This window comes from Paraglaciecola sp. 25GB23A, assembly GCF_040012495.1.
Taxonomy (GTDB): domain Bacteria; phylum Pseudomonadota; class Gammaproteobacteria; order Enterobacterales; family Alteromonadaceae; genus Paraglaciecola.
The window spans coordinates 100,467-114,003 of record NZ_JBDYKM010000013.1; the positions used below are offsets into that span (position 1 = coordinate 100,467).

A 13,537-nucleotide genomic window follows, 5' to 3' on the forward strand; every position below is an offset into this window, starting at 1 on the left:
AACTCCGCTGAAGTAATAATTATTGCTTTCCCTTATTAAGTTTTAAACTACCGCGACGTTAAGATCAAGCAAGTTAATTAATCTTTACGAAGGCAGTACAAGAAAGATCCTTGTTTGTTCAGCTATCACTGAGTATCTGTTTTTTGCCAGCTAATTTCACAGCCAAAATAATTGGCCATTAAACGGTTGAGTTCAGAAAACCGGGTTAATTGATGTCTATCACCTGTCACGCAGTTCCAAACAAATTTGTGACAATTATTTTTGATTAGATCATATTCTGAGTATTGAAATAGTTGTGCACAGGCTCTTTCAATCGCAGCAGATTCGATAAGTACTTCGTTATATTGATTACAGGCAATATAAATCTGGCTGCCACTGCGACCTTGTAAAAAACGTTGAGGTGAAATCCCCCTAATGAGGCCATTACCTCTGAGTTCAATAATATTGCCATCTAGCCAAATACCCGTATGGTCAAATACCCCAAAAACACCACAACTGACTATCGCGCCGTTTTCCGGTTTTATCTTTTTATGCCGGTCAGTTCGCAAATTCTCTAGAGATTTTTGATTACGCTGGTCTCTAGCATATTCATTGCTAGCCAATATTGCTAAAGCACTGGCACCGAAAAGTAAAAGTGGTAAAGCCATAGTGGCTCCTAAATTACAATTATTTGTATGCTATTCATACAATTAATCGCTACGTTTGCCAATTTCACATTGTAAGCGAGTGTAAATTCCTCTCATAACAAAAAAGCTTCAATAGAAATGAAATTAACACTTAACAGTGATATCACTAGTGTATTAATCTGTTGTTATCTAAATGAAGCGCTTACTACAATGAAAATCATTAATAAATCCAACAAATTAGAAAATGTTTGTTATGACATCCGTGGTCCTATTCTCGATTATGCAAAAAAGATGGAGGATGAAGGCCACCGTATACTCAAACTTAACATTGGCAATCCCGCCCCTTTTGGCTTCGATGCCCCTGATGACATTCTCAAGGATGTGATCCACAATCTACCTAAATCACAAGGCTATTCAGATGCCAAGGGCATCTATGCGGCGCGTGTAGCGGTGTTACAGTACTATCAGCAAAAAAACATCCGCAATATCACCGTTGAAGACATCATCATTGGTAACGGTGTGAGTGAACTGATTGTGATGGCCATGCAAGGTTTGCTGAACAATAATGATGAAGTGTTGATCCCAAGCCCTGATTATCCACTTTGGACGGCGGCGGTGAGTTTATCGTCAGGTAAACCTATTCATTATATTTGTGATGAAAGTAATGAGTGGCAGCCAGACATTGAAGACATCCGCAGCAAAATCAGTGATAAAACTAAAGCGATTGTATTGATCAATCCCAATAACCCCACTGGTGCCGTGTATAGCAAAGAATTGTTGTTACAAATTATTGAACTAGCTCGTGAATTTGGTTTTGCCATATTCAGTGACGAAATTTATGACAAAATTTTATATGACGATGCCCAGCACCATTGTATTGCGGCCTTAGCCACCGATGTGTTTTTCATCACCCTAAGTGGTTTATCTAAAAATTATCGTGTTGCCGGGTTTCGCGCCGGTTGGCTCATGGTGAGTGGCAATAAGCTTCCAGCCCAGAACTATATCGAAGGCTTAAACATCCTCGCGTCGATGCGCATGTGTGCTAACGTGCCTAGCCAACATGCTATACAAACTGCCTTAGGCGGCTATCAAAGTATCAATGAGTTGATCTCAGAAGGCGGCAGATTGAAGGTACAACGAGATTTAGCCTGTGAACTGATTAATCAAATTGACGGTTTGTCTTGTGTGGTACCCAAAGGGGCACTGTATTGTTTTGTCAAAGTCGATGCCGAAAAATTTAATATCAGCAAAGATGAACTGATGGTGCTGGATCTATTACGTCAAGAAAAAGTACTTGTAGTGCATGGTAGTGGTTTTAACTTAAAAACAGGTTGTTACTTTAGACTTGTGTTTTTACCCCATGTAGATGTGCTGCGTCCTGCCATTGAACGTATTGGCAATTTTTTCAAACATTACCAACAAGTTGTTTAAATATTAATGAGTCATAACCCACTAAAAAGTCATTTTTTTGCACATTTATCGCGCATGAAGTTAATCACCCGCTGGCCTTTAATGCGCAATGTACGTTCTGAAAACGTGCAAGAACATAGCCTACAGGTAGCGATGGTGGCGCATTCATTAGCGCTAATCCGCAATAAATACTTTGCCGGCACTTTAGATCCATACAAAGTGGCAACTATCGCTTTGTTTCATGATGTCTCTGAAGTGCTGACTGGTGACTTACCTACTCCAGTCAAATATTCAAATCCGGTGATCAGAGATGAATATAAAAAGATTGAAAAACTGGCCGAACAAAAACTAATCAATATGGCTCCGGCCGACTTTAAAGATGACTATGCAGCTTTAATTGATCACCATTATCATTCTGAAGATGAAGCGTTTATTGTCAAAGCAGCAGATGTCATTTGTGCCTATTTAAAAACCCTTGAAGAGTTATCTGCTGGAAATAAGGAATTTGGCTTAGCCAAAAAACGACTCGATAAGATACTCAAAGATTATCGCTCTGATGAAGTAAATTATTTTATGAAGGCTTATGTACCGAGTTTTAGTCTGAGTTTGGACGAGATCACGCAAGAAGATATGTAATAAAGGAAAGGTAATAAAGGCTAAGTTAGACAACTACAGGAAGCAACATTTTGGGTAATGAGCAAACGTGGCTAGACAGGTTTCAACAGCAAAGTTCGCAACGCGAAGGGGATCACCGCACACCGTTTCAACGCGATAAAGCCCGTATACTGCACTCTGCTGCCTTTCGTCGCCTGCAAGCAAAAACTCAGGTTTTAGGTGTCGGTATGAGTGATTTTTATCGCACCCGTCTAACTCATTCATTAGAAGCATCGCAAATAGGCCAAGGTATCGCAGCCCAGCTTCGCAGTAAATTCCCTCAGCTGACGTCCGATCTGGGTTTAAACGACACGCTTATCGAAGCACTATGCCTATCCCATGATATTGGCCATCCCCCTTTTGGTCATGGTGGAGAAGTAGCACTACATTATAAAATGCGTCATCACGGCGGGTTTGAAGGTAATGGCCAAACCTTCAGAATTGTCACTAAACTTGAGCCCTATACTGCTGATGCCGGCATGAACCTGAGCCGTCGTACCCTGTTAGGCTTAGTGAAATATCCAAATTACATCGATGCTTTAGAAAATCAGTCACTGCTTGATAAAAACTCAAACTTAACTCATCGTCAAATTCAAGCAGGCAAATGGCATCCACCCAAGGGTTTATATCTGTGTGATTCGCCGCTGTTTGATTGGGTAACAGAGCCTCTAAGTATTGCTGATAAAACCCTCTTTATGAGCTTCAACACGGCTGCCAAACACCATAGCAAAACCAGTTATAAATCATTTGATTGCTCTATTATGGAGTTAGCAGATGACATCGCCTACGGTATTCATGACCTCGAAGATGCCATTGTGATGGGTATTGTTAGTCAGTCTGAATTTTTGCACGAAGTGGCAGAACCCATCAGCAAAATTGGCAAGATTTGGTTATCTACTAATATGTTGGCGATAGCGGATAAACTCTTTAGCCATCAACACCATGAACGCAAAGATGCTATCGGAGCGCTGGTTAATAGTTTTATTACCGGCATTGAAATACTTGATGTTGAACCGGCATTTAACGAAGACTTGCTTAAATACAATGCGGTTTTTCCTGAGCAGTATCATCAAGCATTAAGCTTATTTAAAAAGTATGTATTTAATCGCGTCATATTGAAACCAGATATTCAATTATTAGAATACAAAGGCCAACAAATCGTTATGGAGTTATTTGAAGCGTTTTCTTCTGATCCCCTGCGATTATTACCCGATAATACCCGCCAACGTTATATCAAAGCCTGTGAACAAAACAATGGTCAGCGGGTTATTGCTGATTATATATCTGGTATGACAGACGGTTTTGCCTCGCGTTTATACAGTAATTTGTTTTTACCCGCATCACAAACAGGCATAGATAAAAGTGTCATTTAGACAGCTGCAAAATAATTTTAGTACCAAGATAAAAAAAGGAAATTTTTAGTCCTATTTGACTGTCTATCGTAACAAGCAGTATAAAAAATTAATAAGGCAGCCAGTAATGTTGATCAAAACTCCCAGTAAAAGTGCTTGTACAGAAAACCAAGTCACCGACGAGTCGGTTTATCAACAACGACGACAATTACTCAAGTCCTTGGGCTTTTTAGGCGCTGCGAGTTTATTACACACTTCGCAAGCCAGTGCATTTAGTTTATTTGGTGATGACGAGCCAAAAAAATTTCTGACTAAAGCGCTTAATTATTCTCCTGCCAGTCAATACCAAACAACTGAACTATTTACCCCTGAAGAAAAAGTCATTACTTACAATAACTTCTATGAGTTTGGTGCAAATAAATCTGATCCAGCCCAAAATGGCCAAGCGTTTAAGGTTGATCCTTGGAAATTAAGCATCAATGGAATGGTCGAGAAACCCATTACATTAGACTATGATGAGCTATATAAAACCGTCGAACTCGAAGAGCGTATTTATCGTCTGCGGTGCGTTGAAGCCTGGTCAATGGTGATCCCTTGGGTCGGATTTTCATTAGCTGATTTGATTAAACAAGCTCAACCTTTAAGCAGTGCCAAGTACCTCGTTTTTGAAACCCTTTACGATCCAAAACAAATGCCCGGCCAGCGCAGTCGTTTTGCCGGTGGTGGTATTGATTATCCTTATGTTGAAGGATTACGCATCGATGAAGCCATGCATCCTTTGGCATTTTTAGCGGTAGGTTTATACGGCAAAACCTTACCACCACAAAATGGCGCTCCAATTCGCTTGGTTGTGCCTTGGAAATACGGTTTTAAAAGTATTAAGTCAATAACCAACATTCGTTTAACCGACAAAAAACCGCCAACTACTTGGAATCTGCTCGCCTCAAATGAATACGGCTTTTACGCCAACGTTAATCCACAAGTTGACCATCCGAGATGGAGTCAAGCCACTGAAAAACGCATTACCAGCGGTGGTTTATTCAATACCAGCCGCATCCCGACTCAAATGTTTAATGGTTACGACGAGGTTGCGCCACTTTACGCTAACTTAGATCTGAAGAAAAACTATTAAGTCATGGGTAAATTCACATTTTTATCAACTAGCGGGCCATACTGTGGCGTTTAGATTATCTGTTAAACAAATAACCCTATTAAAAGTGTTTATCCATTTAGGTGCGTTAATTCCACTGGTTTACACTTTTTATCTGGCGACAATCGATCAGCTAGGAGCCGAGCCGGTGATGGCATTAATCCATTTCACTGGTATCGGTGCCTTTAACTTGTTGCTTTTGTCCTTAACGGTAAGCCCCACGGCCAAATGGCTTAAACAAGGGCTGTTATTACGAGTAAGACGTTTAGTCGGGCTTTACGCCTTTACCTACGCACTGAGTCATTTTCTCACGTATATCGTATTTGAATTGCAGCTCGATTGGGCTTTAGTGATTAGTGAGATTATTAAGCGCCCCTACATCACCGTAGGTTTTTCAGCCTTTTTAATATTAGCAACACTGACAGTCACCTCTACCCAAGCGATGCAACGCAAACTGAAAACAAAGTGGCAAAAATTACATAATTGGGTTTATGTTGCCCTACTCCTAATCGCCTTACATTTTATCTGGTCAGTAAAGTCAGATATTGTTGAACCCCTTATCTACTGGGCGATGGCCCTGACTTTACTCGCGCTTCGAAAAGACAAATTCCTGCTCGCAATCAAACGAATAAAAAATAAGCGTAAAAAAACACTTGCATGATTATTTGTACAGTACTACTGTATACAAAACCACTGTATATATAATCACTAGTAGGTGTTGTAATGGCAAATTTACACGCATTATCGTTTCAATCACAACGTAACACCGTTGTTCAGCAAATTGTTGCACCAGAGTTTAGTTTACAAAGTCAGGGCGTAAACCAACAAAAATGGACGTATTTGCTGGCCAATAATATTCAGTTCAATGAAAAAGCAGATTTTGTGATTAAGTTACCTAAACCACAAGTTGCGATGCTTAAAGATTGGTTAGAAAAAATAATCGTCAGCGAACAATGTAATTTATTGTTTGTAGAACAACTGAGTATGGATGAAATAAGCTATCGCCGTATCCAACAACTGTGTTCCTTGCATCATGTCACCTTGATCAACCTACTCCCCAATAAAAAACACAGTGCTCAAATTGTACAAGGTCCTTGGTGATTAAACCTGGGCCTAGGCATTAACAAAGTTTGATAAAGTTACTCTGTTGTTCTCGCCTTGGCTTAGTTAACATGCATGGCAAATGTAGTCATCAAACAAAGTCAGTATGCAATGTTATTGTAATAAACCCTTAGCTTTTGAATCGTGCTGTGAACCTCTAATACTCGGTAAACAGACGGCAAATAGTCCAGAAGAATTAATGCGCTCTAGATTTAGTGCTTATGTAATTCAAAATTATGATTATATTTTGGCGACTTATGCCCCAGTGCAACGCAGTAAGCTTAGCTTGAATGAGCTTACCGATAGTGCGGCATCAACCAAGTGGTTACGTTTATTTGTGCATAAAAGCGAGCAAAAAAACACATCCGGTAAAGTAGAGTTCAGCGCCTATTATCAGCTAGATGGGCAGGTCTACCTTATGCACGAAACCTCTGATTTTATTTTCGAAAACAAACAGTGGTATTACACTACAGGGCTTATACATAAAGACTCCGGCACCTACATTCAACAACGGAACGACCTGTGTTTATGCGCTAGTGGTAAAAAATTCAAAAAATGTTGTGGAGCTTAAATTAACTTCTTTTGATAAGCAGAACTGAGTACATAAACAGAATAGTCGGACTTAATTGGGCACCTCTATTTGACTGACTACAATGTCCTGGCATCCATTCTTCACGGGCATTACGCTTTCAGTTACCTTAACTTACGATATCAAATATTAATGTTACAGCTCGGGTTCATTTGTCTGAAATTTTTTATTTTTTCGCAGCTAATAACATCCGTTACGGAGCAGCTCCTACAAATGAATAAATCATTTACCTAATAGGCCTTTCTATTAATTGGTGGTTTAGAAACAGACACTGTTCAGGAACAAATAAATCAACGGCAGCTGTTAATTAAACACCAAGGCCAAATTATTCACAAGGATGGTCGTTCGTCGTTAGCGCAGCGTTTAAAAAATAAATCTAGTACATTTAAATTTGACGGATACACCAAGAATCATCCGCTTTCCAGTTTATTACCCATTCTGGAATATCTTCAGCAGGCATGGGACGAGCAATACCATAACCTTGCGCCAACTCACATCCCAATCTCAATAACGCGACTCCATGCGCGATAGTTTCAACACCTTCAGCGATAACTTCGCGCTGGAATGCTTTAGCTAAACCAACTACGCCTTCAACAATAGCCAAATCGTCGGTATCGACTAACATATCACGTACAAAGCTTTGGTCGATTTTAATTAGGTAAGCTGGCAGACCTTTCAAATAAGTAAGGGATGAATAACCTGTACCAAAGTCATCTAACGCAAAATGTACGCCTAATTCTTTACAGGCTTTCATCGTTGTGGACACTTGGCTGATGTCATGTAATGAGCTGGTTTCGAGAATTTCCAGCTCTAAAAAGCCAGGTGAAACATCGGGATGGTCTGCTAACAATCCAGCTAGGCGGGTGGTAAAGTTATCTTGTTGTAATTGATAGGCACTAATGTTCACGCTGATAGGCAGATTGACTCCCCTGCTTCGCCATTGGCTTATCTGGCTCAGAGCTGTGTTAATGACCCATTCGCCCAATCTTAGACTAACGATATTTCCCTCTATAACGGGCAAAAACTCCAAAGGTGGGATTAAGCCACTGCTAGGATGCTGCCAGCGGATCAGCGCTTCAACGCCTTTCACTTCGCCAGTTCTCATATTCACTTTAGGTTGATAGTGCAGTACAAACTCATTTCGTTCCAAGGCAGTGCAAACATTGTCGATACTTTTACGCTGCGTATTTATCGCATTATCTTGCGCGGTATCAAATAGATGATAACGATTTTTACCTGCCTGCTTGGCTACATACATAGCTTGGTCTGCGTGACGCATTAGTTGCTCCGCGTCGACACCGTCTTGTGGAAAAAGCGTGACACCTATACTGGCTGAGACTTGCATAACCACATTACCCACAGTAACAGGGTTAGACGCCGCTTCTAATAGGCGTTTTAATACAGGCTTACTATCCTCACTGTTTTCCAAATCAACCATTACCGCAATAAACTCATCACCGCCTATTCGAGCCAGGGTATCACCTTCGCGCAAAGCCTCTTTCATATGATGTGATACAGTAATGAGCAGTTCATCCCCTACATTATGACCATAATTATCATTGACGGCTTTAAAGCCATCTAGGTCCATAAACGCCACTGCTAATGACTGGTTGCGACGTTGGCACTGGACCATGGCTTGGCTTAAACGGTCAGCTAGTAATACACGATTGGGCAGATTAGTCAGTGCGTCGTAATGAGCAATTCGCTCCAATTGCCCCTGATAAGCCTTCATTGGTGTAATGTCAGTGGACAATGAAACGTAATGTTGCACAAGACCCGCTGCATCTTTAACAACGCTGATAGTGAGCATTTCAGGATAGATTTCACCATCTTTGCGGCGATTCCATATTTCACCCCGCCAATGACCTTGTGCTGTTATCGTTGCCCACATTTCGCTATAAAATTCTACAGTGTGGCGGCCAGATTTAAGGAAGTTTGGATTTTTTCCTAGGACTTCTTCAGAAGGGTAACCCGTAATGCGACTAAACGTATCGTTGACTTCAATAATAGTCGCATTAGCGTCGGTTATAATGATGCCCTCATTGGCGTGGGTCAATACACTGGCTGCGCGTTTCAGTCTTACTTCGGCTTGTTTTTTTTCAATAGCGATACTGGCTAAACCCGCGGTTCGTTCGATCACGGCAAGGTCTGCTGTTGTTGGATAATTTACGTTTCGATGATAAATAGCGAAGGTGCCGAGGACCTTTCCTTTTGCACAACGTATGGGTTCCGACCAACATGCGCCTAGTCCGGCTCTATTCGCCAACTCTTTATAAGATACCCAGTAGGGATGAGTCTGAATATCATCGACAATAACACGCTTGTTCAAAAAAGCGGCTGTACCACAGGAACCCACCCCAACCCCGATCTCTACGCCATCAATAGCTTCGTTATAAAAATCAGGAAGACTGGATACAGTGCAACCTAGTAGGTGTTTGCCCGCATCGTCTAACAATAAAACGCTACAAAGCATCTCTGGGTTTTCTTGTTCGACACCACTAACAATGGCTTGTAGAATTACAGACAAGGCTTCGCCACGTGTAATTAGTTCCAGTACCTGAGTGCGCGATTTTTCTCGTGATTCGTTTTGTTTCCTACTAGTAATATCATGCGTTATTCCAACCAAAAAATAGTTTCCTTTACTGTCTGAGAAACGATTCTTCTTAGTTAAAATGGTTCTAGTATGTCCGCCATTTGTAGTGAGGGTTTCTTCACATAAAATTTCTTTCCCTTCCCTAATTACTTGTTTATCTATCGATAAAAAATGTTCCCTTTCGCTCGGTGGTACTTTTTCGGCAAGAGTTTTACCTATTATTTCATCTCGATGTAAGCCAAACATGGTACAAAAGGCGTCATTGACCAAAAGTAAGCGACATTCTTCATCCTTAACAAATACTGGGCTTCCAATGTTATTGAAAACGGATTTGAGGTACATCTCAATATCATGTGACTTTTCTTCAAATTGGCTTAACCGCTTAGTGTCTTTGTTTTGCTCAGAAGTCATCTTACAACGTTCCTGTTAGATAAATAATGCCAGAGATACACAGTAGTATGATTATTACTTGTAATGGTATATGTTCTTGAGAATGCGCTTCATCCATGTGACAGCCTCGACTTGGTCTTAACTAAAAAAATAAAATATCTCATTAACATTGTCTGACAATCAGCATACTTACATAAAAGTATCTTTGTCATCGCAAATTAATGGCTCCTTAGCATAACTTAACTTCTCTAAAATAAACCATAACATTGAGAACTTTTAAAAATACGTTAAAAAATTTCAACTTATACTTAGATCGAGAAGTTCTATTTATGTTTACGTCATCAGTTATACCTAGATTAACTTTAAGTCTAAAGTTAGAATAACTAATTGATTTATATTTAATTTTAGTTATTTTAAATACTCTAAATGGAAAACCCAATGACTCAATTTACTCAAGAATTAACGGAACTATTGAAACCATTTGAGCCATATTTAGAGCTTCGAGGTGTAAAGAAAATAAAGCTAATTATCCATGCCGGCACACCAAAAACGGGCACAACAAGCTTACAAACTTACTTAGATAAAAAACAACGTAAGCTCAGGGGCTTGGGGATCCTTTACCCACACAATCTTCAGAAATCGCATAACCCTGCAGCCCCAAAACACCAATGGTTTGAGAAAAATTTAGTCACAAACCACGTGGAAAACTTTTTGGAAAACCTGAAGAATATAGTCTCCCAAGTTAAAAACAATACACACACCATTATTTTGTCATCTGAAGGTATCTATAATTACTGGTGGAATTTTCCGCTTGAATCAAAAGCCCTTTTAAGTGAATTAAATTTACTCTTTGATATAGAAGTCTGGGTCTGGTTTCGTGAGCCTCTGGCCTTTATTGAAAGCTATTACAAACAATGTATTCGCAACCCACAAGTGCAAAGCAATCCTTGTTATGGTAAAGACTTATCCTTTGCTGACATGCTTGATATTAAGTGGTTTGCTCAGCATTTAAACTATCAAGGCTTCGTTAGTGAATGCCAAAGCATATTTGGTAAAAATAATATTTTGGTATTCCAATACGAAGGTGATGTGGTTCAACAATTCGCAAAAATGTTAGGGCTGGCAAGCCCTCACGATAATCCGACGCCAAGACAAAATAAGAGCTTAAACAGTGCTTCGATAAAGATACTAAGAACAATAAATCACTATAATATTAAAGCTAAAGAGAAAGAGCTTTTGATACCACATCTAAAGCAAATCAATGAAATCATTGAGCCGTATGTAGTTGATACTTTGATTGATGAAAAATCTAAAAAAAGGGTGTTGGCGTTAGCAAAACCTGTAATTTTTTAGTCTATGTGTTGCGTAATTAAAGTCGATATGGCGTTATCTTATTGCGGTCTATAGTACGATTGACTCATTGTTAAATGCGTCATTAATCCAAGATCAGTAGGGGCCAGTTTATTTTGTATTGTCGTCATCACCACCCCGCTTGGTCGGACATTACCCCCTTTAAAATAATTAAAACCGTCATTAGTACCACTAATCCACCGTGATAAATCAGATAAATGTCTGCTCTCGTATGGTTCAGTTATAGTGTTTAATATTATTTTTCACTTTCAGTTATTTAAGGTCTATATGAATTTTGCAGAATTTGCGGCATCACGAAAAAGCGTTCGAGGATTTAGTAAAAAAGCCGTTTCTAAAGAGCTTGTAGATGCCGTAATAAACGCTGCAAAATGGGCTCCCTCCTCTTATAACACTCAGACATGGCGTATTCACGCTGTGACGGGCGATGTCCTAGACAAAATCCGTAAGGGCAATACTGAAAATACTCTTGCTGGTAAGCCAAATGTCCGTGATTTCCCATATAAAGAGGATTATCAAGGGGTGCACAGACAACGACAAATCGACGTTGCCATTCAGTTGTTCGAAGTAATGGGTATTACCAGAGAAGATAAAGAAAAACGTATGGATTGGATGATGAGGGGGTTTCGCCAATTTGACGCGCCAGTATCACTTGTTCTTACCTATGATAAAAGCTTAGAACCCGCTGGTATTACTCAGTTTGGTTTAGGTTCTTTGGCTTATGGCATTGTGCTTGCGGCATGGGATCTTGGTTTAGGTTGCGTGATCAATGGGCAAGGAATAATGCAATCAGATGTCGTTCACTTACATGCAAAAATCCCAGATAATGAAGCCATTATGATTTGTATTGCGATGGGCTATCCCGATGAAGATTTTGCCGCAAACAATGTACGATCGGTACGCGCCGACAATAAAGATTTTGTCAGCTATCACGGATTTTAGATGCCCAACTAACTGAAAATTTTCATGGTTATAAGGGTCTTTGTCCAATATTTCTGTTTAACCTAAAGGACTACATATGTATTTCGAAGATTATCAACCGGGTCAAACATCAAAGTTCGGCGCTTATCAGGTAACTGAAAGTGAAATCAAAGAATTTGCCAGTAAATATGATCCTCAGTTCTTCCATTTAGATAATGAGGCAGCCAAGCAATCACTGTTTAAAGGTTTATGTGCTAGTGGTTGGCATACAGCGGCAATGTTCATGCGCATGTTGATTGACAATTTACCAGAAGAACACGGTTCACTTGGCTCGCCCGGTATCAATAATCTCAAGTGGTTAAAACCTGTATACCCTGGGTATATTCTCAGTGTGAAAAGTTGTGTAAGCCAATGTCGGTTGACTGAGAGTAAACCGGGTGTTGGTTTAATTTGCGTTAATTATGAGATTGTAAATCAAAATGATGTGACGGTAATGACACTAGAATCAAATGCATTCTTTAAATGCAGGATAAACTGAGCACCTAAATTACCAATTAAAAGTTTAGGCACTCTTTAACATATCCAAATCACGTCCCGTTAAATATCCACCAAATTCCGTTATCAACATATTGATATAATGACGCGGAACTTGGTCACATGACTGAAGTTTTTTTATGGAAGATAAATGACATCCTAAACGCTGAGCAAAACAGCTGGCGGGAATACCCCTGTGGGTAAGGAAATTCAAGAAACGTTTACCGGTCATATTCACTACCTCTACAACTAACCGTAATTCATGTACTTTAAGATGTCTTTATAACACATTAGTTCCATCGCTTTAGTATGTATTTACATTACATTAACCTATTAATAACATCTAAATGATTTTACAAGATAAAATAACCCAAATAGAAGTGACTTTTTAAGACAACTTAACCGCCTCTAAGGCATTTTTATGCGTGTTAGTGCAGTGTAATCTAAGAGTTATTAGACGATTAACAAACATTACTTAACTAGACATCCAAGTTAATTAATAGTACTTAACTAGACATCCAAGTTAATTAATAGGACAAACGACTAGAGAATATAATGCTTGTCAGCCACGATATTTACTAAAAAACAAATACAACATAATTTTAAGCTTATCCAAGGCCTTTTTACGCTTTGAAAATGCAGATGTTGCAAATTTTATCGCCTAAGTCTAAATGTCGGACAGCCTTGTTGAACAACTGGATGTTGTTACGTATTTTTTATAGGAGGTTATTCAGCTTAGGCGCGTTTTAATAAGGCCTTAGCCTGACTCATTCCTCGTATGCGTTGATGGTGGGTATTATTTTTATATTGTTGCAGCATCTGCTCGCTACCCACTGCCCTGCTGAAGTG

At 39.6% G+C, this 13,537-nt stretch carries 12 protein-coding genes and 1 pseudogene; 10 read left to right on the forward strand and 3 right to left on the reverse strand.

The window, feature by feature from the left end; translation table 11 throughout:
• Window positions 1-125 precede the first annotated feature (125 nt).
• Window positions 126-647 carry a lecithin retinol acyltransferase family protein gene (locus ABKW31_RS15810; protein ID WP_348617533.1) on the reverse strand — a complete coding sequence of 174 codons (522 nt, stop codon included), beginning with the start codon at window positions 645-647 and terminating at the stop codon, window positions 126-128.
• Between the two features lie 189 nt (window positions 648-836).
• Between ABKW31_RS15810 and ABKW31_RS15815 the strand changes: the two genes are divergently transcribed.
• The 7 genes from ABKW31_RS15815 (at window position 837) to ABKW31_RS15845 (ending at window position 6,864) form a co-directional block, all read left to right on the forward strand.
• On the forward strand, window positions 837-2,057 hold the full coding sequence (locus tag ABKW31_RS15815) for a pyridoxal phosphate-dependent aminotransferase (RefSeq protein WP_348617534.1): 1,221 nt from the start codon (window positions 837-839) through the stop codon (window positions 2,055-2,057).
• A 6-nt stretch (window positions 2,058-2,063) separates the two neighbouring features.
• The gene (yfbR, locus tag ABKW31_RS15820; protein WP_348617535.1) at window positions 2,064-2,672 is read left to right on the forward strand and encodes a 5'-deoxynucleotidase; all 609 of its coding nucleotides are present in this window, start codon (window positions 2,064-2,066) and stop codon (window positions 2,670-2,672) included.
• A 50-nt stretch (window positions 2,673-2,722) separates the two neighbouring features.
• Entirely contained in the window at window positions 2,723-4,063 is a 1,341-nt protein-coding gene (locus ABKW31_RS15825; protein ID WP_348617536.1) for an anti-phage deoxyguanosine triphosphatase, read from the forward strand.
• A gap of 106 nt (window positions 4,064-4,169) precedes the next feature.
• On the forward strand, window positions 4,170-5,174 hold the full coding sequence (gene msrP, locus ABKW31_RS15830) for a protein-methionine-sulfoxide reductase catalytic subunit MsrP (RefSeq protein WP_348617538.1): 1,005 nt from the start codon (window positions 4,170-4,172) through the stop codon (window positions 5,172-5,174).
• A gap of 43 nt (window positions 5,175-5,217) precedes the next feature.
• Window positions 5,218-5,853: a protein-methionine-sulfoxide reductase heme-binding subunit MsrQ gene (gene msrQ, locus ABKW31_RS15835; protein ID WP_348617539.1), complete on the forward strand. Its 636-nt coding sequence runs from the start codon at window positions 5,218-5,220 to the stop codon at window positions 5,851-5,853.
• A 62-nt stretch (window positions 5,854-5,915) separates the two neighbouring features.
• The gene (locus ABKW31_RS15840; protein WP_348617541.1) at window positions 5,916-6,293 is read left to right on the forward strand and encodes a hypothetical protein; all 378 of its coding nucleotides are present in this window, start codon (window positions 5,916-5,918) and stop codon (window positions 6,291-6,293) included.
• 106 nt (window positions 6,294-6,399) lie between these two features.
• Window positions 6,400-6,864 carry a YchJ family protein gene (locus tag ABKW31_RS15845; RefSeq protein WP_348617542.1) on the forward strand — a complete coding sequence of 155 codons (465 nt, stop codon included), beginning with the start codon at window positions 6,400-6,402 and terminating at the stop codon, window positions 6,862-6,864.
• Window positions 6,865-7,267: 403 nt separating this feature from the next.
• Here the strand turns inward: ABKW31_RS15845 and ABKW31_RS15850 are convergent, their stop codons facing one another.
• Window positions 7,268-9,886, reverse strand: coding sequence for an EAL domain-containing protein (locus ABKW31_RS15850; RefSeq protein WP_348617543.1), 2,619 nt, complete (start codon window positions 9,884-9,886; stop codon window positions 7,268-7,270).
• Between the two features lie 405 nt (window positions 9,887-10,291).
• On the opposite strand from ABKW31_RS15850, the gene ABKW31_RS15855 reads away from it, so the two are divergent.
• From ABKW31_RS15855 to ABKW31_RS15865, 3 genes are all read left to right on the forward strand, one after another.
• Window positions 10,292-11,218 carry a sulfotransferase family protein gene (locus tag ABKW31_RS15855; RefSeq protein ID WP_348617544.1) on the forward strand — a complete coding sequence of 309 codons (927 nt, stop codon included), beginning with the start codon at window positions 10,292-10,294 and terminating at the stop codon, window positions 11,216-11,218.
• Between the two features lie 285 nt (window positions 11,219-11,503).
• Window positions 11,504-12,175, forward strand: coding sequence for a nitroreductase (locus ABKW31_RS15860; protein ID WP_348617547.1), 672 nt, complete (start codon window positions 11,504-11,506; stop codon window positions 12,173-12,175).
• A gap of 76 nt (window positions 12,176-12,251) precedes the next feature.
• Complete coding sequence (locus ABKW31_RS15865) at window positions 12,252-12,692, forward strand: MaoC family dehydratase (RefSeq protein ID WP_348617545.1); 441 nt, start codon at window positions 12,252-12,254, stop codon at window positions 12,690-12,692.
• 731 nt (window positions 12,693-13,423) lie between these two features.
• On the opposite strand, the pseudogene ABKW31_RS15870 reads toward ABKW31_RS15865, so the two are convergent.
• Window positions 13,424-13,537 (reverse strand): annotated as a pseudogene (locus ABKW31_RS15870) (transposase); the annotation flags it as partial.

Coding starts and splice junctions, on each gene's coding strand:
- yfbR (WP_348617535.1), top strand. CDS start 2,064: ATGAGTCATAACCCACTAAAAAGTCATTTTTTTGCACATTTATCGCGC.
- ABKW31_RS15865 (WP_348617545.1), top strand. CDS start 12,252: ATGTATTTCGAAGATTATCAACCGGGTCAAACATCAAAGTTCGGCGCT.
- ABKW31_RS15815 (WP_348617534.1), top strand. CDS start 837: ATGAAAATCATTAATAAATCCAACAAATTAGAAAATGTTTGTTATGAC.
- msrP (WP_348617538.1), top strand. CDS start 4,170: ATGTTGATCAAAACTCCCAGTAAAAGTGCTTGTACAGAAAACCAAGTC.
- ABKW31_RS15850 (WP_348617543.1), bottom strand. CDS start 9,886: ATGACTTCTGAGCAAAACAAAGACACTAAGCGGTTAAGCCAATTTGAA.
- ABKW31_RS15845 (WP_348617542.1), top strand. CDS start 6,400: ATGCAATGTTATTGTAATAAACCCTTAGCTTTTGAATCGTGCTGTGAA.
- ABKW31_RS15810 (WP_348617533.1), bottom strand. CDS start 647: ATGGCTTTACCACTTTTACTTTTCGGTGCCAGTGCTTTAGCAATATTG.
- ABKW31_RS15860 (WP_348617547.1), top strand. CDS start 11,504: ATGAATTTTGCAGAATTTGCGGCATCACGAAAAAGCGTTCGAGGATTT.
- ABKW31_RS15840 (WP_348617541.1), top strand. CDS start 5,916: ATGGCAAATTTACACGCATTATCGTTTCAATCACAACGTAACACCGTT.
- ABKW31_RS15855 (WP_348617544.1), top strand. CDS start 10,292: ATGGAAAACCCAATGACTCAATTTACTCAAGAATTAACGGAACTATTG.